The following is a 20,455-nucleotide window of genomic DNA, read 5'->3' as shown; positions in this document are numbered from 1 at the left end:
CTGGTGTCGACCTGAAGGTCGGCGTCGGCGGTCGCCGGTGGACTGGGCTGGGCGAAGGTCGCGGGCGACTACGGTACTGCGAGTCTGATGTCGAGGTGAGAGGGCGAGGTTCGGCCGAGGCGAGCGACCATCCCCCTTCCCCTTGTCGGTGGTAGCAGGACGCGCATGACCGGTTTAGATAATCATCGAGGTTCTCCACGCCTTGTTGATCGTCCGAAGTGAGTCATGCCCGCACTGCCATCATCGCTGATCTCGTCTGTGTCCAGCGCACCGGCTGTCACCGGGCCCGAAGCCGCTGCCGGGCTGCCCGCAGCGCTGACGGATCGGCCAGATCCCCCCGCACCCGCCGGGGCGTCCGGCACCAGCTGACGGTCGTGATGACCGCGGGCAGTCTGCGCCGAGGTAGCCGGCTACCGTTCGTACACCGCGATCGCCGAGTGGATCGCCGACGTCCCGGCCACGACCGCGCTCGCACTGGGATCGCCCCGGACCGGCGCCCGTCGGAGGCGATGATCCGCAGACTGCTGCAGGCCCTGGACCCGGACCTGCTCACCGCAGCAATCAGTGCCTGGCTGGCCTCACGTGCCGCGGCTACCACCCCGGCCTCGCATCGGACGATTGCGGTCGACGGCAAACCGCTACGGGGCTCCCGCACCACCGACACCCCGGCCCGGCATGTGATGGCCGCCTGCGACCAGGCCACCGGCCTGGTATCGGCCAGCACGGACGTCGAGGGCAAGACGAACGAGATCACCCGGTTCCAGCCGCTGCTCGACCAGATCGGCGACCTACGCGGCACCGTCGTGACCGTCGACGCACCTACTCGGCATCATCTGACGCGCCGAGGCGGCCTGCTCTACCCTCGGCCAGGTGACAACCACAGCCGCCACGCCCAAGCCGTGGTACGCCACCTTGCTGAGCCCGTTCCCCATCGCGTTGCTGGGCACCGCCGTGGTCGCGCTGATGCTGTTGCTACCGATTCGCGTACCTGCGCCTGGCGACCATGAGGCCAGGTCCTGTGGCAACGCGTTCGCCCTCGATATCGGACGGCCACAGGACTACGCCGACGACTACTGGTCGCGTACGTATGAACGCTGTACCAGCCAGCGCCTCACCCGCCTCGCCCAGTCGATCGGCGTGCTCGCGGTGACCCTCCTGGCCACAACCCTGTCAGCGGCGGCACGACGGCGGCCGGACGACTCGTAGATCGCGGAGCACGTCCCGAGACCCGACTCGCATTCATGGCGAGCGAGGCCGGGGCATCGGTTGCCGCCCCCACCTCCGGCTCCTCCACACCGGACATCATCACGACTTTGCCGACGCCCTGGGGTGAGCCCCGTCAGGGCGCACCCAGCCCGGTCCGCCATCGGAATAATCGCCGCATTTACCCGCGACAGCCCGATCAGCGTGGCGTTCACGGTGCCACGCCAAACCGGTGGTCGGGCGCAACCGACGTTGCCCGACGGGCGCCCGAGGACGGGCAGCGGTTGGTCATGCTCGTGTCCGCTAGGCGATGCCGTGCACTCGGGCTTCGCTGACCAGGTGCGCGGCGATGGCGCGCATCGTGAGGGCCAGCTACAGAGCGTGATGACTCTGGCCAGGGCTGGAGCGCACGGTCGGCGGCATGTGAATGCACTTGATCATGACGCCTGTCGATTACGGCGATTCTGCAGGCTTGGCCTTCTGCGGGTAGATCGTCTCGTGACGGGCCAGCATGGCGACGAACTCCCCGATCTTCCGCTCGCGGGTCTGGGCCCGCTTGACGGCGTTGACGCGGTGGATGAGGGCGAACCGGTTGGTTCTGGTGAGTACGTCGAACATGGCCTGGGCGGCGGGGTCGGCGGCGATGGCGGCGAGGAGGTCGGCCGGTACCTCGGCTTCCGAGGGCGGGGCGTAGGCGGCCGCCCACCGCCCGTCCGCTTGCGCGGCTTCTACCGCGGCGCGGCCCGGGGGCAGCATTCGCCCCTGCGCCTCCAGCCGGGCCACGTGGGCGACGTTGCGTTGTGACCAGGAACTACGGGGCCGGCGAGGGGTGTACCGGATCCAGGAGGTTTCGTGATCCCGTTTACGGGCCTGCCCGTCGATCCACCCGAAGCACAGGGCCTCGTCGACCGCCTGCTGCCAGGTCAGCCTCGTGACTGTGCCGCCCTTCCTGGTCAGGGCGAGCCAGACGCCGGGCGACGTGGCGTGGTTGGCCGACAACCACGCGCGCAGCGCGTCGGCGTCCGCGACGATCAACTCATCCAGCTCGGCACTTGCCATGACGGCAGGGTAACCGCTGCGCCGTGGCCGCAGCCTCTGCCTGTTGGCCAGATCGGCACGCCGGGCTGCCGGCACGCCGGTCGCTCGGCGGACCGTCGGGGGGAAGGACCTCGACTCCCGGGACGGCTGACCTCGGTGCCCCGGTCCATCAGCTCCTCGCCCTGGCCGCCTGACGTCAGCCGTAGCATCGGCCGATGACCACCTCCGCCGACGCAGTCACACACGCCATCGCCCTGGTCACCCTCGCGATCGAGGCCGGCGCCGATAGCGAAGTACTCGCTGACCGCATCGCGCCCCTCATCAACGAACGTACGGCCGGCACCTCCATCAGTGGCCTGATCGCTCTGGCTTCCCTGCTTGCCCAGCTCGCCGCCAACCGTGGCGGCGACACTCCAACGGAGGTCCTGGAAGAGGTGGGCCTGGCCGTTGCGGTGCACGAGTCCGAGCGCGGCACAGGCTCGTCGGACTGACCGCCGGGCGTCCGATTCGGCACTCCGCAATTTCGCTACCGGTTCGCACAGGCCCGCAGGTCCAGGTGGCCAAATCAGCGCTACAGCCACCCACGATGAACATGATCGGCCACAAGACCACGGTTGGCCGGCCCGTCGGCACGTGCACGCACTGGCGGCCGACAGACATCGGCGTCAACGTTTACGGAAGGTGACGAGGGTTGCCGGCCCGGCGCGCCCGCACGGCGGCAAATCAGTGCGCCTCCGGTCCCCTAAGCTGACGTCGGCGTCGGCCGGCGTGTCGTCAGCTAAAGCCATGGCGGTCGGATCAGAGGCGAGAGACTGGATCAAGGTTTGACCAGCTTGACGAGGGCAAGTCAGGACGCATGCGCTGTGGCGCTACGCCGCTACGGATGGATACGCGGCAAAGCGTAGGGGTCTTCTGCTTCAGGCGAGAGCGTCGTCGGGATGGCTGGGTCTCAATCTCGCCAAGCCCGAGACCCAGACGGTCACGGCGGCGAGGCGTGACCACCCCGGCCGGGCCGGCGCGCGCGGTCGGCGGCAAATGCGGATGCTCATTCCGGGCAGCCGGACAGTAGATCTATGACCATGGTTTTGTGCTGGGGGTCGGGCATCAGCCAACCCGTTGTTCGCGCGCCGGGAAGCAGCGCCGACCAGTCGATCTGGTCTCGTGAGCGCGTGCCAGGATCGACATGCAAGACAAAGCTCCAGGGTTCCTGCCCGCTGGCTCCACACCAGGCCTGACCGCGGACGCATGGCTCCGCACAGAGCAGGTCATACTCCTCGGCAACGATGCCGTCGCACCAGAACCGGCGGAGGTGCTTGTCTTCGAAGCCTTGGAACTCCGCGCAGATGCGGAACTCCAGCCGTTGCCAGAACTCCCTCTCATCCACGACTCTCCCACCGATCACTCGCACGCCGGTCTCCCGATCCGGTCGAAGAACCGGCCGTCCTCACAAGGCTCCATGACAGCGCGGCATCGGCGGCCTGGTGTTGCCTCGTACCATATGCCCGCAAGGCGACCTGATACAGGCTTGTGCGGGTCAGGCTGGTGGATCGTCTCGATAGAGATGCGCTTTCACACCTCCGCCGCCCCAGCGTGTCGCAGTGAGTTCTGGCCGTGGTCGGGTGGGTTTGGGCACCCAGCCGTGTTGTCTGGTGTCCTGCACGGCGTTGTCCCAGTCGGCGAACGACGCGAACGGATCCGTGGCGAAATCTGCCTCAATGCCACAGGTCTCGCGGACCACCATGGCAGGGTAGAAGCGCGTCTCCTGGGCCACGTTGCAGTCGTCCGTCCGGGAAGCGACCACGGCACCGCACCGTTCGCAGGCGACACAGGGGCTCCATCCCACCAGGGACCAGCAGCCAGTGAGAACGAGGTCCTGGACGAATCGTGTGCCGCGTACGTCGCCGGGCGAGAGCACGAAGGTGCCGACAACCTGGTCACGGCCATACGCGGCTTCATCGATCGCGTAGGTGCCCGGGTCGAGCAGCGGAGGGTTCACATGGTGACAGTCCAGAAGCGACCAGTGCAGTCCCGCTGGCAGCTCCACCAGTCGGACCGGAACGCTCAGCGCGTTCCCGCACATCGCGCACCGAAAGCTCTCCACCGCAGCAGTGTGACGCACAGGCCGGGCGAAGGCATGCGAAATATGCAGGAACACCTGAGGAACGTCTATCTCGGCTGGGATGTCTCCGCAGGTGGCCGCGAGCCGGCGGATGACACCTGGCGTTGGCGCAGCTTGCTCGCGAGACCCTCGTGGTAGCAGCTTAGTGTCGGCCGCCCATACGTCTGCTGCAGCAGGCTGATCTACTTTGGCGGCCGAGGTCCGTACCTGCGTTCCAGTTCAGTCTTGTCTTCGTCCGCGGGGGCAAGGTGGCGGCTGGTGCTGCGGTGGATGTCGTCGGCGTCGGACACGGAGATGTTGATCGAGCTGAGTGGGTGGAGTTTGCTCTGCCAGACCAGGCGCGTCACCTCGTCGATGACGTGGGTGACGTTGTACGGGAAGCCGCTGGTACCGGAGTCGTGGGCGGCCTGCGCGGCGACCATCCCGCCCTGGCTGTGCCCGACCAGCATCCGCGACCCGGTCCGCCCGGGCCTGATCCCACGCGACCCGGTCCCGGTAGGACTGCGCAGACACCGACACCCACCGCGCCGCGTGACCACGGCGTTCGTGATCGGCCGCCTGTTCCCGCACCTCGCCGGCCCGGGTGCGTAGGCGTCCGGCCAGCCGGTCGAGTTCGTCCGGATCCCCGTACAGTCCCAACACCCCGCCGTCCCCCTCAGCGTCCACGCCGCCATCCCCGGCGGACCCGCTGCACTCGCAGCGCGCATGAGCCATCGCTGTCCGTCGAAGTAGCAGGCTCAGCGTGCCCCACCGGGTTCGCCGTCCGCATCCCCGATCCCCAGGTTGAGGCATCGATGGCAGCGGTAGACAGGGCTGGCGGCCCGGTGTTCGGGTTCCACGCGACGGGAAGCGAGAAAGTTCGTCCGCGCCGCGCTGACCGTCGTGTACGGGGTGCCGTTTCTGCTTGCCGGCAGCCGGTGTTTCGGCGGCTCTGGCCTACGCGTTCAATCTGTTGAGGATCTTTTTCAGCCTGTCGGCGTCGGGCGGGGCGGCCGAGTCGGTGTGGAGTGTGGTTTCCAATCCGAGGTTCGGATTTGTAATCCCCTAGTGTCAGCGCTCGTCGGCGGACGTGGCCCACACGCCCATGCCGAAGCCCAGCTCCACCGCCCCCGGTGACCGGCCGCAGCCGGTACCGGTCGGGCTGTTCCTTTCCCGTACCCGCGTCCCACGCACGCCCCGGCGGGGGTGTGCCGGACTGGCACGGGCTATCTCCGAGCCACCTCGCCTACCTCATCCGCCGCTACACCCACGTCGGCGGTGTGGTGCTCGACCTCGACACGCACCCCGCGGCCCTCGCCGCGACCGCCTACCTGCGCCGGGTACCGGCCCGACTGCTCACCGGTCGCCACGGCCCGCGCGTGCGGCTACTAACCTTCTCCCCTGAACGCCGGACACGCCGCGCCGCCTCTCGGTCCGGCACGGGCGTTGACCTGATCCTGGCGAGGCTGCCCAAAGGGGCACAGCTCCTCACCCGACACGGCGCAGCCACGGCGATGACCGCCTGGCGGCCTCTGCTTCGCCCCGGCGGGTTCCTGCTCGTCGGGCTCACCACCGCGCCGCCTCAGCCGGGCGGATTCAGCCACCGCGCGACGGTCATCGCCGCCGCATGCGCCGCAGCAGGGGTCCGGCAGTCGATGAGCGCGGTCGGTAACTCCGCCGACAACGCCGCCGCCGAGTCGTTCAACGCCACGTTCAAACGCGAAACCCGGCAAGGCCGCCGCGCCTTCACCGACGAACGGGAAGCCCGGCTGACCTCGTTCCGGTGGCTGCACCGCTACAACACGCTCCGACGCCACTCCGGCTCGGACACCCGTCCCCGAACGCCTACGAACAGTTCCGAGTAACGCCGGTTACGCTGGCCCGAGCCGCATTAACCCCGCGTCCAGGATCAGGGGTTGAGGCCCATCCCGATTTGGGCCGGTGTTGACAATGGTGTGACGCCGTTACTTCAGGCACTGTTCACGGTCGTCGCCGGACCTATGGCGTAGGTCGAGCCCCTTCGCAGGGTGGCCGCGGGCGTTCAGCTCCAATCGGGCGGCGCTTGAGCGTAGGCGGGTGGTAGGTGAGGCCAGCTCAGCGGGCTGCCGTCGAGTTGACCTGGTGGGCTGATCGTGCTCCACCCGTTTCCGAGTGCTGTTCGGTAGGTGTCGGCTTGGCGCTTCGGGTCATCGCCCGCGCTCTGCCTGACTGGCCTGCTGCCTTGGTCGAGCAGCCATCGTGCCGTCCTGGCGAGGGATACAGAGACGTGGGTGGCGTCGCCGGTGCGGGCGCGTCGACCGAGTGCGGCCAGTGCACCAGCAGCGATAAGGTAGCCGGTAGCGTGGTCGAGCAGCTGGCAGGGCAGCGCGCCGGGTTGGATGCCATCCGTGCTTGTAGCCCAGCCGATGCCGGTGGCGATTTGCACCAGGCTGTCGAAACCGCGCCGTGTGCCCCAGGTTCCGCCCGTTTCCCATGCCGAAAGCGTGACGACGATGGTGCCGGGGTGCTCGTCCGCAACTTGGTCAGGGTCCAGACCGAAACGGCGCAGCGCTCCGGGCCGGTAGCCGGTCACGAGAACGTCAGCTTGGTCGAGAAGGCGATGCAGAGCTTGACGGCCGTCCGCCGTGCTGGCATCCAGGTTTGCGCTTGCCTTACCGATCACTCCGTCGACAGCATGCAGCGCCAACTCCGGGCGATGCGGATCGTCGACTCGTAGCACGTCGGCACCGAGCGCGCCCAGCATCCGCGTACCAACGGGGCCGGCGATGACTCGTGTCAAATCGAGTACCTTCACCCCCGACGCGGGAAGCTGGCCCGGTTCGGCTAGCGGCAGCGAGCCACGGCTGAGCGGCACCATGTTCACGAGCGGAGACGTCCCCGCCGTGCTCTGTTGGCTGTCTGCTTGCCACTGGGCCTGCGTACGAGCCGCAACGGCCAGCCCTCCCGCGGCGTATACAACACGCTCAACCTCCAACGCCGGGCGCGCGGCAATGACGTCAGCCAACTGCGCCTGAACCTCGGCGTCTCGACCGTCGTTCACACCGAGGGCCGCCAGCAGAGCCGTCCGATGCCACGGGTAGTTCGCATGGGTGCGCACCCAACCATCCGCAGCCCGCCACAATCGGGACAGCGGAGCGAAGCCGTCGATCCCCCTCCCGTCTGCGTCGCGAAGCCAGACCTCGCTGCGCATCGCCGCCGCCACATGCTGCGTGTCGAGCGCGATGTCAGGCCGCCGACCGGTGCGCGCAGAAGCCAGCTCAGCGGCAGCCGTGAGACAGGCGGCCACGGACACGATTGCGCACTCGGCAACGGCGAGCGGTGACGCCAGCACCGCAGGCTGTCGATCTCCGGCCAGCCGGGGACCGGCGATATTCATCAGCCCCAGGTCTGCCAGTACGCCGTCCAACAGAGTCACCATGCCCACATCGTTCCCGACTCCTGGTGACCCGGATTGACCCACTGGGGGTGCCGTTGCTCACCCACCGGGCGGGGTCAGGAGGAACGCCCTTCCAGCGTCGTCGGGAGCGTCGCGACGATCGTCCTGATCTCGGCAGTTCCGGACGTCGACCGACACCGGAGGCCGCCACGGAACGTGACGGCTCCCGGTCGAGTGCCGCGCACGGCCGGCGGCATGAGCGCACACCTGATCAAGTTGTTAGGCGGAGGTGACGCTCGCAGTTTGCCGCAGAGCAGGTGCTCACTCTGGCTAATCCGGTGGATGCCGTTGGTCGAGGGTCACTCAGAGGGGGCGTCTGATTCACGTACTTCGTCGGTTATGTGGTTTAGCCGTATCGCCAGCTTGGGGTGGTTTCGGGCGCTCGCGATCGCTCACGTCGGAATGCTCCGCTACGACGAGGCGTACCACCACCTCACCCTTGCCCTGGAGCTCTTCACCAAGCTGGTCACAGTGGCGACGCCGGCATCAAGTCCGAGCCCGACGATGCCACTACACACGCCGCCTCAACCTCGAACTCCAGCTCTGATCACGAAGGGCGGCTGCCGTAGGCTCCTCGCCGACGTGCGACGGCTACCCCGAGTGGCCGACGTAGACAACCCCTACACGGACCCCACCGCGGTGTCCCGCGACGGCACGATCGCGTACGTCCGGGTGGCGTTCGACGCGCCGACGGAGGATCTACCGCCCGAGGACGTACGCCGGCTGATCGAGACGGCGGTGGGAGCCGGCGGCGACGGTCTGCGGGTGGCACTCGGCGGCGACCCGGTACGTGGCGCGCAGGAGGGCGGGGGCGGACCGGCGGAAGGGCTCGGCCTGCTCGCCGCACTGGTGATCCTCGTCGTGCTCTTCGGATCGTTACTCGCGGCGAGCCTGCCCCTCGTCATCGCGGTCTTCGCGGTCGGGACCGCGATCGGGCTGACCGTACTGGCCTCACACGTCGCCAACGTCGCCGACTTCACCGTGCCGCTGATGGTGCTGGTCGGTCTCGGGGTGGGGATCGACTACGCCCTGCTGGTCTTCTCCCGCTACCGTGCCGAACTCGCCGCGGGACAGCCCCCGGGACGCCGCCGAGGTGGCCCTCGACACTCGGGCCGGACGGTCCTCTTCGCCGGTTGTACCGTCATCGTCGTGTTGCTCGGCCTGGTCGTGCTCGGACTGGGTTCGCTCCAGGGCGTCGCCGTGGCGGTCGCGCTCACCGTCCTACTGACCATGGTCGCCACCCTGACCCTGCTGCCAGCGCTACTCGCGGTCTTCGGGGCACGCCTCGAACGGTCGGCAGCCCGCCGGGCGGCCCGCCGCGACCGGCACGCCGGCACTGACAGGCGAGACCAGTCCGACGGTACGGCGTGGCGGCGCTGGTCGCTCGCCGTATCCCGCCGCCCCTGGCTCGCGGCGGTGCTGCCGGTGCTGTTCCTGCTCGGGCTCGCCGCCCCGGCACCGGACCTGCGCCTGGGCTTCGCCGACGCCGGCACCGACGCGCCGTCGGCGACGAGCCGCGCAGCGTACGACAGGTCGATCACGGCAGCGGTGTGGGTCTCCTGATGGGTGTCAACGCCGCCGGCGACGTCGAAGACGCGGCGTGGTCAGGTGTAATGGAGGGCATCGTCGTCCCGTCGTTCGTGACTGGCAGGCAGGGCGGCGCGCACCAGCCGGGCGACGCGGACGAGACAGAGATGGGGCTTCGGGCCAGGCTCCCATGAGGTCACAACGCCACGTCCGGTGCGTGCGCGAGCACCTCCCGACCGGGGCCGACAGATCCCGTCGAGGACCCGAAGTCAGTCAGAGGTTGGGTCAGACCCCGGCGGGAGGTGCTCTTCTCCATCATCTCTGTCAGATGTCGACGTAGCGACTCACCCACCTTGTGAACCGTTCACCCAGCTCCTCCGTCGCAGCCTGCACGAGATCGTTGGGGTCGTCGGGCCGGGTGAGGCCGAAGTCTTGTTCCAGCCAGGCGAGGTAGGTCTCGTGGCCTTGGCCTCCTGCCTTGCGGTGGTGACCCTCATACTCCCCGAAGGCGGCCCCTCCCCAGTCGACCCCGAGTGGCCTGTCGCACGCGAGTTGCCGCAGCAGGTCCCGAAGGTTGAGGGCGGTCAGGTGGATGCCGCCCTCATCGCCGAACACGACGATGGGCAAGGTCGCCAGATCAGCTCGCTCGTCCATCCGCCAGAACGCATAAAGCGAACCAGAGCTGTTGGCATAGGCGAACGGCAGAAAGCCATCGACGAACTCGGGTGCATCCGACCATCCGTCGTGCCGGGGCTCACCGAACTCGACCAGCTCGAACCCGTCCGAAATAAACTCGCCGCCGAGCCGTTCCTCGAACTCCCTGAGCCGGTTCAGCTCCGGCACTGGCGAATAGGCGTCGATCACTGGGCACTCCGTCGGCCGGGGATGTGCAAGGTCACCAAGGCTACAACCCGCTATCTGAGCGGGCCAGGGCCGGCCCCGGATAGGTCCCTGTAGAAGTGCGCGCACTGGCTCAGCCCGGATGGGCCGACTGACAATGGGTCGCAGCACACCACCCCGGGGCGGGTTCTGCTACAACGCGTCACCCCACTTCGGCCTGACGAAGCGGATTCCACAGTGATCCGTCGATGGCTCGGACAAGACGAGCGCACTGCGTGATCACCTGCATGCTCATGCCGACGAGCCTGCGTCGTACCCGATGGCGGGTCGCGCCCGTGGTCGCTGCGCTAGCGTGGGGCGGTGCGTTTCGCCTTCAAAACGTCGCCGCAGGCAACTACCTGGAACGCCGTGCACGACGTGTGGCGAGCCGCTGACGACATGGAGATCTTCGAGTCCGGATGGACCTCTGACCATCTGCAAGCCATGCACGGGGCGGAGCCGGACGTCCCGCGCCTGGATGGCTGGATCACCTTGGCTGCACTCGCCCAGGCCACGCGACGGCTGCGGGTGGGCACCTTGGTGACCAGCATCCACTATCGGCACCCGGCGGTGCTGGCCAACATGGCGGTCACGCTCGATGTCATCTCGGGCGGTCGGCTGGAACTCGGGGTCGGCGCGGGCTGGAACCACGAGGAGGCCCGCGCCTACGGCATCGAACTGGGCTCCCCCGGCATCGCAGCGACCGCTTCGAGGAGGCGTGTCAGGTGTTGATCGGCCTGCTCGGGCCACAGCCAACCACGACGTTCAACGGACGCTACTACCGGCTGGATGGGGCACGCTGCGATCCCAGGCCGGTGCAGCAACCGCACCCGCCGCTGTGCATCGGTGGCAACGGCGAGAAACGGACCCTGCTGACCGCGGCCAAGTTCGCTCAGCATTGGAACTTCGACATCGGGACACTCGATCAGTTCCGCCGGGTCGCCGGTATCACCGAGCGGGAGCGGGAGGTGCCGCGTGATGTCCTCTATCAGCATTGCAGCAGCGTCGGACGGGACCCCGGCGAGATCCGGCTGTCCGCCCAGGTGCGATTCACCGGCGACGCCACCGCAACTGCCGCGACCGCAGCGGCCTTCGCGGCGGAGGGTGCTGACCTCGCCATCGTCTACCTGCCGGTGCCGTACACGGCACACGTTCTGGAGCCGTTGGCCAAGGAACTGGCCCAGGTGCGTTGAGCAGAGCAGGCGAACCAACTGCCACGGCCTCGGCGACACCGGCCACCTCGACTTCTTCCGCGCCTGGGACTGCGGTCCCTAACCCCTGACCGGACCCACCTCGCTCCTCATGGTCCCCCCGTCGCCGACATCCTGCAGCACCTGCGGTGCCGTCAGCGCGGTGGTCCGTGTCGTTCGCGGGAGGCCCGGTCAGTTCGCGACGGTTGGCCGGAAGGAATAGCGTCCGGTACCTGAGGTGTCGGACCAGACCACCAGCAGGTAGCGCTTCCCTCGTTCAAGGGTCGCCAGATCGGTGCCCCAGCAAAGGTTGTGCGGGGTGTAGACGTGTGGTGACGGCGTATCGTCCGCCACCGCGACCGAGAACTCGCACCCCTCCGGCTCGGAGAGACGTAGCCGGCCGGACTGCGCTGCCTCGAAGGCGTGCAGGTCAACGCGTCCGGGAACGTCCAGAGTTCCGGTCGTCGGTCCGAGGCCACTGGCGACCCGGCGCTCCTTGGCGGTGACCAGTCGGAACCCGTAGTCACCGGTGTCCCCGCCGGTACGGTCGACCTTGAGGGTGTAGGTCGCGCCGGGCATCAGGCGGTACTGATAGGCGCTGGTGACCGTGAAGCCAGGAGCGGTTGAGGCGTCCGGGCCGTCCGTTGCGATGCGTAGTGACGGGGACCCGGAACGGCCTGCCTCGCCCGTGACGTCGATCAGCCGCAGCACAGATGCCTCGCCGACCTCCAAGTGGTATGTCCGTACCATTCCGGCGGTGTCGATTGACCCCGTCACGACGCTTCCGTCGCGGAGCGCCTCACCTGGCTTGGTATGCTGCGGCGCCGCGCCGTCCCGGGGTGTCCCGCCCGGCCCGGTACGCCACGGCGCCGCCTCGGCGATCTCCCAGACGGTGGCCGCGGCGCTGATCGCGAACGCCGGTTGACCGGTTGCCGCCAGATCCACGGTGCAGCCACGCAGTGCTACGTCGTCGACGACTCCCAGCGCGGCGCAGACTCGTCGGGCCGCCTCCTGTTGTGCGGTGCTCGCGTCGTCGGTCAGGGGCACCTTGGCCGGAAAGCCCGGGTCCGTATACGTGTTCGTATCGGTGCCCGCCGGATAGTCGAGTAGCGAGGTGTCCTGACCGACCCGCCAACTGTCGGCGAATTCGCCGTAGAGCTGCTCGTGGCTCGGCCGGGCCGGCAGTGTGGTGCCGTTCCTGAGCGCCAGGTCGTTGGACGGGTCGCCGTCGAGGTTGCCGAGAAGGCCGATGAACTCACCCTTGTGCCGAGGTGCGGGGTGGAGCAAGATGCGCATGCCCCAGGTGCCGATGAACGCCAGGTCCGCCACGGTTCCGTCCGGCCAGACCACGGCATACTGGTTGTCCGTCGATGCTGTGACCGTACCGCCGCCGGGTAGTGCGGTGGGGACGTCTGTGAAGTCGGTCTCGGCGCCGTCGAGTCGGATCTCCGGTCTGTCGTCGTACAGGGCGAAGGTCAGCCGGCTGGCGCCGATCCGCAGACCGAACGCGCTGTTGATGGAGAGGTCCTGGCTACCCGGGAGGGCTGCCTGCCGGACGTGTATCTCGACATCGCCGGACTTGGCGAGCAGGAACTCGCCGACCGCCTGGAAGTCGTACCACCGCTGGTCGAACGTGACAAGGTGCGGGTCACCGTTGCTGCCCCCGGGCGGCTCCAGATCCGTCGACGTACCCGAGGAGTCGCCGCCCTCCTGCGGAAGATCCGTGGGTCCGCTCGGCGGGGCGCCGCCACCGGCTTGCGGGCCGCCTCTTCCGTTCGAAGGGTTGCCGCCGCCGTTGCTCGGGTTGTCTCCGCCATTCTGGGAGTCGCCGCTCTCGCCCGGCGGGCCGCCATTGTTACTCGATGGGTCGCCGTTCCCGCCCTGCGTGTTCCCGCCTCCGTCCGGGAGGCCGTCGTTCCCGTTGTGCTGGGTACCCTTCGGACGGGTCGCCTGGGCCGGCGGCTGGGCCGGCTTCTTGCAATCCTCACGGACCTGTTCAAGGCCCGGGTGCCGGCCTGGCGGCAGGGGCTGACCACTGTACGTATGCCTCGGGGGTAGCCGCCTCGCGGCTCGGTAGTAGTTCTCGGCCCGGACCGCGCGGACCTCCCCGATCTCCGGTCCATTGCGCGTCGGTTTGCCGTCCGACCCGATTCCGCAGCGCGTCTGATCCAGTTGATCGGTTGCATTGTCGTATGCGTGCACAAGTTCGTGATAGAGCGAAGCGCATTTCTCCAGCGGAACCCTTGGATCGTCCCGGTACTTACCCTCCTGCTTCGGGTTCCAGACGATATTCGTGTAACCGTAGTAGTGGGTCGCCTCGGAGCGGTTACTTCTGCCCGACCGGATGATGACTCGGAACCCCGGTTTGTCGAGGACGTCCATCACGCCGATCTGATCTCCCATGCTCACCCGAATATCGTTGAGGCACCCTTGGACGGCCTCCTCGAACCCGAAGTTCGTGGGGTCGCCAAGGTCATCGATTTCGATCGAGGCGTGCGCCGGGAGCGCCCGCCCCACGTCGACCAACGCCGCGACGGCTGCCAGCATGATCACGATCGCGGTCCCAGTCCCGGCCCGCCCGCGTCGCCGCAGCAGTGCCAGGACTACGGCGACCACCACCAGGAGCAGCAGCATGCTGGCGGCGACCGGCAGGGCCCGCCGCCACCAGCCGCCGCTGTCCGTCGAGCCGACCGTGAAGGCCACCGCCGCGGGATCGCTCGGCCCGGCGCACTCCCCAACGACGCCGGGCATTTGGTACGTCGCCTGCAGCACGTACCGCCCCGGTTCGCGTACCGGCCAGAGCGCCGCCACGGCACCGCTGCCAGCCGTCGGCACGATCGTCTTGAAGACAGGGCCGGCAGGAGTGCTCTCGGTCGTCAACTCAAAGGAGAGGGCCGCCTCCGCCGCCAACTCGCGCGAATTGGCGCCCAGTACGGAGGCATAGCCGTCGCCGAAGGTGACGAGCGCGAAGTCCGCCGCCCGTACCGGCTCCCCATCCCGGGCGAGCGCCATCGACACCGTACCGTCGGGTATCGACGCCAGCCGGCACGACCGTGCGGCCTGATTTGTCACCGACAGTGCGAGCCGAACCGGCTCACCGGGCGAGAAGTGCGGCTTGGTCGTCGTAATCGTCAACGCCGTCGCCGGCCGGCGAGGCTCTGTCGACGGCACCCCCTCCGGCGCCGCGGAGGCCATCTGGGCGGCCGGACCTGTCACGAGCAGACTGAGTCCGACGACGGTCCCCGCGCGCAGCAGAAACCGCAGAGCTGGACGACTGAACACCACAACTCCCGAAATGGATCTGAACGTGGGACACCCGCGCCGACGCGGATCCGCTAGGCACGGTCACAACCGTAAACAAGCGACGGCATTTCGGTAATCACGGTTTCGTGCCAACCCCGGTACGCCCCGTCCGTAGCTCCGGCCGCTGGTCTGCCCGATGCCGACCGCCGATAGCGGATTACGCCAGCGCCAACAGAACCAGTCCAGCGATCACGGTCGATCGCTACGGTACTGTCGACACTGGCGCGTCCGCCGGGAGAAGGCCCAACGGACCAGCCTGTACCGTTCGAGAATTCGGTTTTGGCTACGCGGCTTGCTCGTACTCGTTGATCAACCCTGGACCACCCACCTGCGCCGTACCCGCACCGCACCCAGATCATCGACCTTCGCCGGTGCCCTCAAGCCCCGGCTCGATCTTGGCCCACGTGCCCTGCGTATCCTCCTCACTCAGCGCGGTTGGTCACTGCGCGATGACGCCGCCTCATGCTGCTGCGACCGGCATACCTGGGCATCATCAACGCGCTTGCGCTCCTGCGGCTGCTGCCCAGCGGCGACCGAGATAAGGACACAGAGATCCTCGCGTTACGCCACCAACTCGCAGTCCTGCAGCGCCAGCTCGCGGCGGCCGCTGAGCGGACAGCCGAGTGGCCGGCCCGATGCGGCGGCCGAGCCTGTTCGTCGCGTTCAACCTCGCCGACGGCAGCGACATCAGCGAACTACACCGCCAGCACCGCACCACCGAGTTCCGCACGTTCCTGACCGCGATCGACAAGACCGTGCCCGCCGACCTCGACATCCACCTGATCTGCGACGACTACGTCACCCACAAGACCCCCGCCGTCCGTGTCTGGCCGACCCGGCACCCCCGCTTCCACATGCACTTCACCCCGACCGGATCGTCCTGGATCAACCCGGTCGAACGCTGGTTCGGTTACCTCACCGAGCGGAGGATCCGTCGCGGTACCCACAAGAGTGTCCGGTCTCCCGAGGCCGACACCCGGGCGTGGATCGCGGACTGGGACAGCAACCCACGCCCGTTCATCTGGACCAAGACCGCCGAGGAGATCGTCGAATCACTCGCCCGCTCAGCGGCTACTTGTCTCCCTTGCGCAGGAACGGCGTCACGTCCGCGAAAACCGCACCGATCGTACGCTGCGTGAAAGGCCCCTTGTCCGCGATTGCCGTGACAGTGAACCTTTTTCAACCTCCCCTTGCGGTCCGGCGGACCGCAAGGTCGGACGCGGTGCGTGAGCGTCGCGCGGTCCAGGTTGAAAAAGGTTCAGTGTGGGCGTCGGGCCAGCCGACGACATCCGAGGCCGTCATCGACGGCGCGAGATTCTCCATCAGGAGGTCGGCCGCAGCAGCGCTCAGCCGCCCGTCCTCAATCAACAGAACGTCGTCATGCTCCTCCGTCAGGGCAGCGGATAAGAGCTCGCCGTTCGCGATCCCAGCGACCCGCACGGTCCCGGTCTTCGCAGTCAGAGCTCGTCGGCTCCCGGTATGCGAGGTGTTCGCCGTGCGGGCGGGCTGCAACCACGATCAACATCGTGCCCAAGGTCACGAGGTGGTCCGGCCGCCAAGGCCCGCCGGTCTTGCACGAGACCTGGACCGGTCCAGAGGTGTGCAGGCATGTTCCTCGGCAAGCCGGACCACCACCCGAACGGCGCACCGAAGCCCACTCTGCCGATCTTTTTGGAGACCTTCAGGGGTCAGGTCACGGGCGGGCATCCCGTGAACCGCAGCGGGCCGTTCGGGATTCATGAGGTAACGGGTGGGCGGGAGGTCGACGTCTTCGGGTTTGCGGTCCAGGCGCGTACCGGACGGTGTGCGGTATTGCCTGCCTGCAATATTCCATGATCTTGCAAGTGGCGATCATGGCCAGGCTCATCGCCGGCCAGGAATCGGATATCACGTGGATGATCGTGGTGAGGCGGGCGGGAGCTCGCACGCTCGGTGGCACGACGGTCGGGGGTTGTCACCTGGGTCCGGTCAGGTCGGCGGGTGGCGGTTAGTCCACCGTCGTTCCCGAGACGTTCAACGGCGGCTGACTTTCCTGCTTGGCGAGCAGGCTGGCCAACCGCTCGCGGGCGTACCAGTCGCGCGCGTCGGCCCGGGCACGCAGCTCGTCGACGCGGCCCTGCTTGGCGAGCAGGTCGGCCAACCGCCGGGCGGCGTACCCGTCGCCGGCGTCGGTTCGGGCCCGCCAGCTCGCGATCGCCTCGTCAACGCGCCCCTGCTCGGCGAGCAGGCCGGCCAACCGCTTGTGGGCGTCCTGGTCGCCCGCGTCGGTTCGGGCCCCTGCTCGGCGAGCAGATCGGCCAACCGCGAGGCGGCGTACCGGTCGCCGGCATCGGCTTGGAGTTGGGGGTCACCGCCACCGGCGCCGACTCCGGCCAATCCCCCTCCGGGCGCCGGTTGTGGTGGCGGAGTTGATGGTCGCCGACACGCATCGGTGGCGAGACCTCGACCGGCGAGCCGGCCACGTGGCTCGTCACGCATCGCGAGGACGGGCGCTCCGGCGTTCTACCGTCGGCTCGGCTGGCGTGCCGAGGCGGCGTTCGAGTCGGCCGGGAAGCCCTTGCTGCCGTTCACCTGGGCAGCGGCTGAGGGCGATGTCGAAAATCGCGAACGCGTCGAGGCCACCCTGGTGCTGGGATGACGCAGCTAACGATCCTCGCCGGGATGACCCAACCGTCCGGAAATCAAGTGGGTCACGACACCACTCAACGATCACCTCATCGGTTGCTTGGACTTGTCACGGCGGTCCAGCATAGATACGGTACGTGCCGTGACTGCCTCTACCGATCCTGCCGGATGTGGCATTTGCGGCCGACCAAGAGACAAGCAGCACGCACATGAGCAGCCATACGGCCCGGCGTCAGGAAACGGTCAACGGCGCGAGTACGTGGTCGTAGGCGTGCGCGGAGGAATCGCGGACGTCCAGAGAGTCGGTGATACCTCGACGACTCATCGTACCGACGCCGCCATGCTGGCGTTCCAGCTCAAGATTGCTGTATCAGCCTTAACCGGCCGGCGGTTCAACTGCTGGGTGACACCCGCTGAATATGGCGTGTTTCAAAGCGACTTCCAGCTCACCGAAGATTGAGTTCGATGAAGGGGCCAACATCCGCCGAGCCGCGATGCTGACCCGCCTTCCCGTTGCCGGGACCGTCGACCATCGCATCCGCTCATGCCGCCATTCGTGCGGGCGGTGCCACGGACAACCCTCTGGTTGATTCGCCGCCGGTCACGCACCGGCAACAAACGCCGCTCTGTCTCTCCTCGCGGGTATCGAAGAACCTCGTCAGGTACGTCGGCGGCTCCAGTTCGCTCGCCCGAACCAATGAACCTTTTTCAACCTCCCCTTGCGGTCCGGCGGACCGCAAGGTCGGACGCGGTGCGTGAGCGTCGGGCGGTCCAGGTTGAAAAAGGTTCAATGAGAAGACCTCCGCCGCGTGCTCCGCCTCATCGAACAGCCGATACGCCTGGACAAGTCCCAAAGTCGATGCCCACCAGTCAGGGGCCGGGTGTCTGAGAACGTGCCGTCATACCAGGTGCCTGGGGGACATGCTTGATCGGTCGATCGGCCCTGGCGGCGTGAGTCGGCCCGCCTCGTATTCGGTCAGCCGACGCAGAATCTCGGCGCGGTCGTAGCTAGGAAAGCGGACCAACAGCAGCCGTAGCTCGAACTGCGACTCGCGCTGCTGGTCGAACGTTGCTCTGTCCATTGGCCGGGCGGACACGTCCCACGAGTCCGGTGCTGCCCAGTGCGTCATCCGCAGGTAGAAGGCGTCGCGAGGGCCAGCTTGGGCGAGCGCGGTCAGGAACGCCAGACCGTCGTCGATTGGGAAATCGATGTAGGCCCATCCCACTTGCGCAGCGATGACCGGGGCCATGTGCGGTAATTGTTCCGGCCAGTCGGCGTTGCTCTCGCCGGCATTCTGGCAACAGGTCCACGTTTTCAACCCCAGACGCCAAGTGATCTCGATGATTGGCGCAAGCTCTTCGTCGATGTCGGCGCTAAGGTCGCCCACGCTGACCCGGCGGACCGGGTGTAGGTTCTCGCTCACCCGCGTGATCCTACTGATGATCGACGACGGCGCAGATCGGTATCTCGCCCGCCGATGTTCCTCGATGGTGACCTGCCCGGATCTGCCGCCGAGCGAGCACGCCGAACAGCGGCCCCCTCACTCCCCGTACACCATCGTTTGACTTGTCGGACGCACGCTCGCGCCGAGAAGCGTGCGGGTTGCGGGCAGCGCCGAACTGGCCGAAGATCGCGAGAGCATCAGTTGGGGGTAGCGGCTTTGGGCTTCTGGGACGTAGGCCCCTTCGACAACGACGACGCTGCGGACTTCGCCGGCGTGTGCCGCGCCAAACCTGTCGCGCAGGCTGCGAGCTGGGAATGGCAGCACGGTAGTCGGCGATGAGGCTGACGAGGTGGGGGGGTGTAGGGGTAAGTAGCGGTCCTCGTGGAGTTTGCCGACGGGGACGTGGAGCCAGTGCGCGGCGCCGATGAGGACGACCGCGTCGGCTTGTAGGGCGGTGAACTCCCCGACGCGCAGTCCGGTGCGCAGCAACACCTCCACGACGACGCGGACCAACATGCGCGGTTGTGTTTGGGCTGAACGCAGCAGCTTGGCCGCAGTGGCGTCGTCGAGGGCTTTCGGTAGGGGGGTGGTCCTGGCGGGGCAGGTCGGCGGGAATGATCGGCACCCGGGCGGGCGCGTCGGGCCAGTCCCACTCCTGGAGACGGACGAAGAACATCCGCAGGGTGCCGAGCCGGTGAGCGAGGGTTCCAGGGGACACGCGTGTCGTGTCGCGGCCTGGTCGGTCCGCCAGCCGGCGGCGGAAGTCTTCCAGGTGGCGGCGATGAATGTCGGCGACGCCGTTCCGTCGGGCGCTTGTTCGGTAAGGAACGCGGCCAGGGACCGTAGGGCCTGGTCCGCGCCACTGACGCTGCCCGGGCGCAGGATGTAGCTGATCTGGTCGAGGTAGCGGCGCATCGTGACGACCACATCGGGGATGACGGCGGCCAGGTCTTCCCAGCTGGGCAGCCGGTGTGGGCCGCTCACCGACCTGCCCCGGTGATGGCCGGCAGGATGCGGGCCGTTGGGCCCCCGAGCAGCAGTTGCAGCGTGGTGCTGGCAGCGCGTAGGTCGTTTTCGGTACGCCGACGATATGCTCCGGTTCATAGGGTTAAGGCATGCGGATACGACCAGCGCGCAGCGCTGACGCCGAAGCCATCAACGAGTTGCTCGACCAGTTGGGCTATCCCCAGGATGGTCAGGCAACGACGGCGGCCCGGATCCAGACCTGGGTCGACGACTCGGCCAGCGCGGCCTACGTGGCCGACGCCCAAGGCGATCTCCATGGCGTCATCGCCGTCCATATCTGTCCGTTTTTCGAGCGCGACGGCGCCTGGGGCCGAATCGTAGCCCTGGTCGTATCGGACCGCGCACGCGGACAAGGTGTCGGCTCCCGACTTGTCGCGGCCGCTGAATCCTTCGCCGCCAGCCATGGATGTCTCCGGATGGAGGTCACCAGTGGAGATCGACGGCCAGACGCGCACAAGTTCTACCAGCGTCGCGGATACGTCGACCAAGCAGGAAAATCGTCCCGCTTCCTACGGGACCTACCCACCTCCAACGACAACCGAGATCAACTTTTGCCGGAAAATTGACTCATGATAAACCATTCACGGTTGGCTTCCACCCTTGTGGCGCAGTTTCTTCGCGGCGCCGAAGGCATACGCGCCGACCACGCAGGTGTCGGTTACGGCCTGGCATCGTCAAAAGCGCC

20 protein-coding genes and 1 pseudogene are annotated in these 20,455 nt (G+C 67.7%); 11 read left to right on the top strand and 10 right to left on the bottom strand.

The window, feature by feature from the left end; translation table 11 throughout:
* Positions 1-377 precede the first annotated feature (377 nt).
* A pseudogene (locus tag ACSMXO_RS11435) lies at positions 378-758 on the top strand (hypothetical protein); the annotation flags it as partial.
* A 112-nt stretch (positions 759-870) separates the two neighbouring features.
* Positions 871-1,206: a hypothetical protein gene (locus tag ACSMXO_RS11430; protein ID WP_455419463.1), complete on the top strand. Its 336-nt coding sequence runs from the start codon at positions 871-873 to the stop codon at positions 1,204-1,206.
* A 450-nt stretch (positions 1,207-1,656) separates the two neighbouring features.
* On the opposite strand, the gene ACSMXO_RS11425 is transcribed toward ACSMXO_RS11430, so the two are convergent.
* Positions 1,657-2,262: a YdeI/OmpD-associated family protein gene (locus ACSMXO_RS11425; protein WP_455417666.1), complete on the bottom strand. Its 606-nt coding sequence runs from the start codon at positions 2,260-2,262 to the stop codon at positions 1,657-1,659.
* Between the two features lie 194 nt (positions 2,263-2,456).
* On the opposite strand from ACSMXO_RS11425, the gene ACSMXO_RS11420 reads away from it, so the two are divergent.
* On the top strand, positions 2,457-2,732 hold the full coding sequence (locus ACSMXO_RS11420) for a hypothetical protein (protein WP_455417665.1): 276 nt from the start codon (positions 2,457-2,459) through the stop codon (positions 2,730-2,732).
* Positions 2,733-3,286: 554 nt separating this feature from the next.
* Here ACSMXO_RS11420 and ACSMXO_RS11415 read toward each other — a convergent pair.
* From ACSMXO_RS11415 to ACSMXO_RS11405, 3 genes are all read right to left on the bottom strand, one after another.
* Entirely contained in the window at positions 3,287-3,625 is a 339-nt protein-coding gene (locus tag ACSMXO_RS11415; protein ID WP_455417664.1) for a hypothetical protein, read from the bottom strand.
* A gap of 150 nt (positions 3,626-3,775) precedes the next feature.
* Positions 3,776-4,342, bottom strand: coding sequence for a hypothetical protein (locus tag ACSMXO_RS11410; protein ID WP_455417663.1), 567 nt, complete (start codon positions 4,340-4,342; stop codon positions 3,776-3,778).
* Positions 4,343-4,542: 200 nt separating this feature from the next.
* The gene (locus tag ACSMXO_RS11405; RefSeq protein WP_455417662.1) at positions 4,543-4,809 is read right to left on the bottom strand and encodes a hypothetical protein; all 267 of its coding nucleotides are present in this window, start codon (positions 4,807-4,809) and stop codon (positions 4,543-4,545) included.
* A gap of 810 nt (positions 4,810-5,619) precedes the next feature.
* Here ACSMXO_RS11405 and ACSMXO_RS11400 point away from each other — a divergent pair.
* Entirely contained in the window at positions 5,620-6,204 is a 585-nt protein-coding gene (locus ACSMXO_RS11400; protein WP_455417661.1) for an integrase core domain-containing protein, read from the top strand.
* A 176-nt stretch (positions 6,205-6,380) separates the two neighbouring features.
* Here ACSMXO_RS11400 and ACSMXO_RS11395 read toward each other — a convergent pair whose 3' ends face one another.
* The gene (locus tag ACSMXO_RS11395) at positions 6,381-7,757 is read right to left on the bottom strand and encodes a CoA transferase (RefSeq protein ID WP_455417660.1); all 1,377 of its coding nucleotides are present in this window, start codon (positions 7,755-7,757) and stop codon (positions 6,381-6,383) included.
* Positions 7,758-7,970: 213 nt separating this feature from the next.
* Here ACSMXO_RS11395 and ACSMXO_RS11390 point away from each other — a divergent pair, with 213 nt between their 5' ends.
* Both ACSMXO_RS11390 and ACSMXO_RS11385 read left to right on the top strand, forming a co-directional pair.
* Complete coding sequence (locus tag ACSMXO_RS11390; protein WP_455417659.1) at positions 7,971-9,338, top strand: MMPL family transporter; 1,368 nt, start codon at positions 7,971-7,973, stop codon at positions 9,336-9,338.
* Positions 9,338-9,496 (top strand): hypothetical protein, encoded by a 159-nt coding sequence (locus ACSMXO_RS11385; RefSeq protein WP_455417658.1) that lies wholly within the window; start codon positions 9,338-9,340, stop codon positions 9,494-9,496. The genes ACSMXO_RS11390 and ACSMXO_RS11385 overlap by 1 nt, the downstream gene beginning before the upstream one ends.
* A 130-nt stretch (positions 9,497-9,626) precedes the next feature.
* Here the strand turns inward: ACSMXO_RS11385 and ACSMXO_RS11380 are convergent, their stop codons facing one another.
* Complete coding sequence (locus tag ACSMXO_RS11380; RefSeq protein ID WP_455417657.1) at positions 9,627-10,166, bottom strand: hypothetical protein; 540 nt, start codon at positions 10,164-10,166, stop codon at positions 9,627-9,629.
* A gap of 336 nt (positions 10,167-10,502) precedes the next feature.
* On the opposite strand from ACSMXO_RS11380, the gene ACSMXO_RS11375 reads away from it, so the two are divergent.
* Positions 10,503-10,913, top strand: a complete 411-nt coding sequence (locus ACSMXO_RS11375; RefSeq protein ID WP_455417656.1) for an LLM class flavin-dependent oxidoreductase — start codon at positions 10,503-10,505, stop codon at positions 10,911-10,913.
* Positions 10,907-11,374: an LLM class flavin-dependent oxidoreductase gene (locus ACSMXO_RS11370; RefSeq protein ID WP_455417655.1), complete on the top strand. Its 468-nt coding sequence runs from the start codon at positions 10,907-10,909 to the stop codon at positions 11,372-11,374. Before ACSMXO_RS11375 ends, ACSMXO_RS11370 begins: the two co-directional genes overlap by 7 nt.
* Before the next feature lie 189 nt (positions 11,375-11,563).
* Here ACSMXO_RS11370 and ACSMXO_RS11365 read toward each other — a convergent pair whose 3' ends face one another.
* Complete coding sequence (locus ACSMXO_RS11365) at positions 11,564-14,383, bottom strand: VWD domain-containing protein (RefSeq protein WP_455417654.1); 2,820 nt, start codon at positions 14,381-14,383, stop codon at positions 11,564-11,566.
* A 914-nt stretch (positions 14,384-15,297) separates the two neighbouring features.
* Between ACSMXO_RS11365 and ACSMXO_RS11360 the strand changes: the two genes are divergently transcribed.
* Positions 15,298-15,813, top strand: coding sequence for a transposase (locus ACSMXO_RS11360; protein ID WP_455417653.1), 516 nt, complete (start codon positions 15,298-15,300; stop codon positions 15,811-15,813).
* 469 nt (positions 15,814-16,282) lie between these two features.
* Complete coding sequence (locus tag ACSMXO_RS11355) at positions 16,283-16,510, top strand: hypothetical protein (protein WP_455417652.1); 228 nt, start codon at positions 16,283-16,285, stop codon at positions 16,508-16,510.
* 151 nt (positions 16,511-16,661) lie between these two features.
* Here ACSMXO_RS11355 and ACSMXO_RS11350 read toward each other — a convergent pair whose 3' ends face one another.
* The 3 genes from ACSMXO_RS11350 to ACSMXO_RS11340 form a co-directional block, all read right to left on the bottom strand.
* Positions 16,662-16,910 (bottom strand): hypothetical protein, encoded by a 249-nt coding sequence (locus ACSMXO_RS11350; RefSeq protein WP_455417651.1) that lies wholly within the window; start codon positions 16,908-16,910, stop codon positions 16,662-16,664.
* A 1,288-nt stretch (positions 16,911-18,198) separates the two neighbouring features.
* A complete protein-coding gene (locus ACSMXO_RS11345; RefSeq protein ID WP_455417650.1) occupies positions 18,199-18,723 on the bottom strand; it encodes a hypothetical protein in 525 nt (174 codons plus the stop codon).
* Between the two features lie 117 nt (positions 18,724-18,840).
* Complete coding sequence (locus ACSMXO_RS11340) at positions 18,841-19,728, bottom strand: hypothetical protein (RefSeq protein WP_455417649.1); 888 nt, start codon at positions 19,726-19,728, stop codon at positions 18,841-18,843.
* Positions 19,729-19,859: 131 nt separating this feature from the next.
* On the opposite strand from ACSMXO_RS11340, the gene ACSMXO_RS11335 reads away from it, so the two are divergent.
* Positions 19,860-20,336 (top strand): GNAT family N-acetyltransferase, encoded by a 477-nt coding sequence (locus ACSMXO_RS11335; protein WP_455417648.1) that lies wholly within the window; start codon positions 19,860-19,862, stop codon positions 20,334-20,336.
* The last annotated feature ends 119 nt before the right edge of the window (positions 20,337-20,455 follow it).

This window comes from Plantactinospora sp. DSM 117369, assembly GCF_053764795.1.
This window is presented reverse-complemented; position numbering and strand designations above follow the sequence as displayed.

What these genes read in the sequence shown, in the direction of transcription:
- ACSMXO_RS11425 (WP_455417666.1), bottom strand. Translation starts at nt 2,262, where the DNA reads ATGGCAAGTGCCGAGCTGGATGAGTTGATCGTCGCGGACGCCGACGCG.
- ACSMXO_RS11420 (WP_455417665.1), top strand. Translation starts at nt 2,457, where the DNA reads ATGACCACCTCCGCCGACGCAGTCACACACGCCATCGCCCTGGTCACC.
- ACSMXO_RS11405 (WP_455417662.1), bottom strand. Translation starts at nt 4,809, where the DNA reads ATGCTGGTCGGGCACAGCCAGGGCGGGATGGTCGCCGCGCAGGCCGCC.
- ACSMXO_RS11395 (WP_455417660.1), bottom strand. Translation starts at nt 7,757, where the DNA reads ATGGTGACTCTGTTGGACGGCGTACTGGCAGACCTGGGGCTGATGAAT.
- ACSMXO_RS11390 (WP_455417659.1), top strand. Translation starts at nt 7,971, where the DNA reads ATGAGCGCACACCTGATCAAGTTGTTAGGCGGAGGTGACGCTCGCAGT.
- ACSMXO_RS11385 (WP_455417658.1), top strand. Translation starts at nt 9,338, where the DNA reads ATGGGTGTCAACGCCGCCGGCGACGTCGAAGACGCGGCGTGGTCAGGT.
- ACSMXO_RS11365 (WP_455417654.1), bottom strand. Translation starts at nt 14,383, where the DNA reads ATGGCGCTCGCCCGGGATGGGGAGCCGGTACGGGCGGCGGACTTCGCG.
- ACSMXO_RS11355 (WP_455417652.1), top strand. Translation starts at nt 16,283, where the DNA reads ATGTTCCTCGGCAAGCCGGACCACCACCCGAACGGCGCACCGAAGCCC.
- ACSMXO_RS11335 (WP_455417648.1), top strand. Translation starts at nt 19,860, where the DNA reads ATGCGGATACGACCAGCGCGCAGCGCTGACGCCGAAGCCATCAACGAG.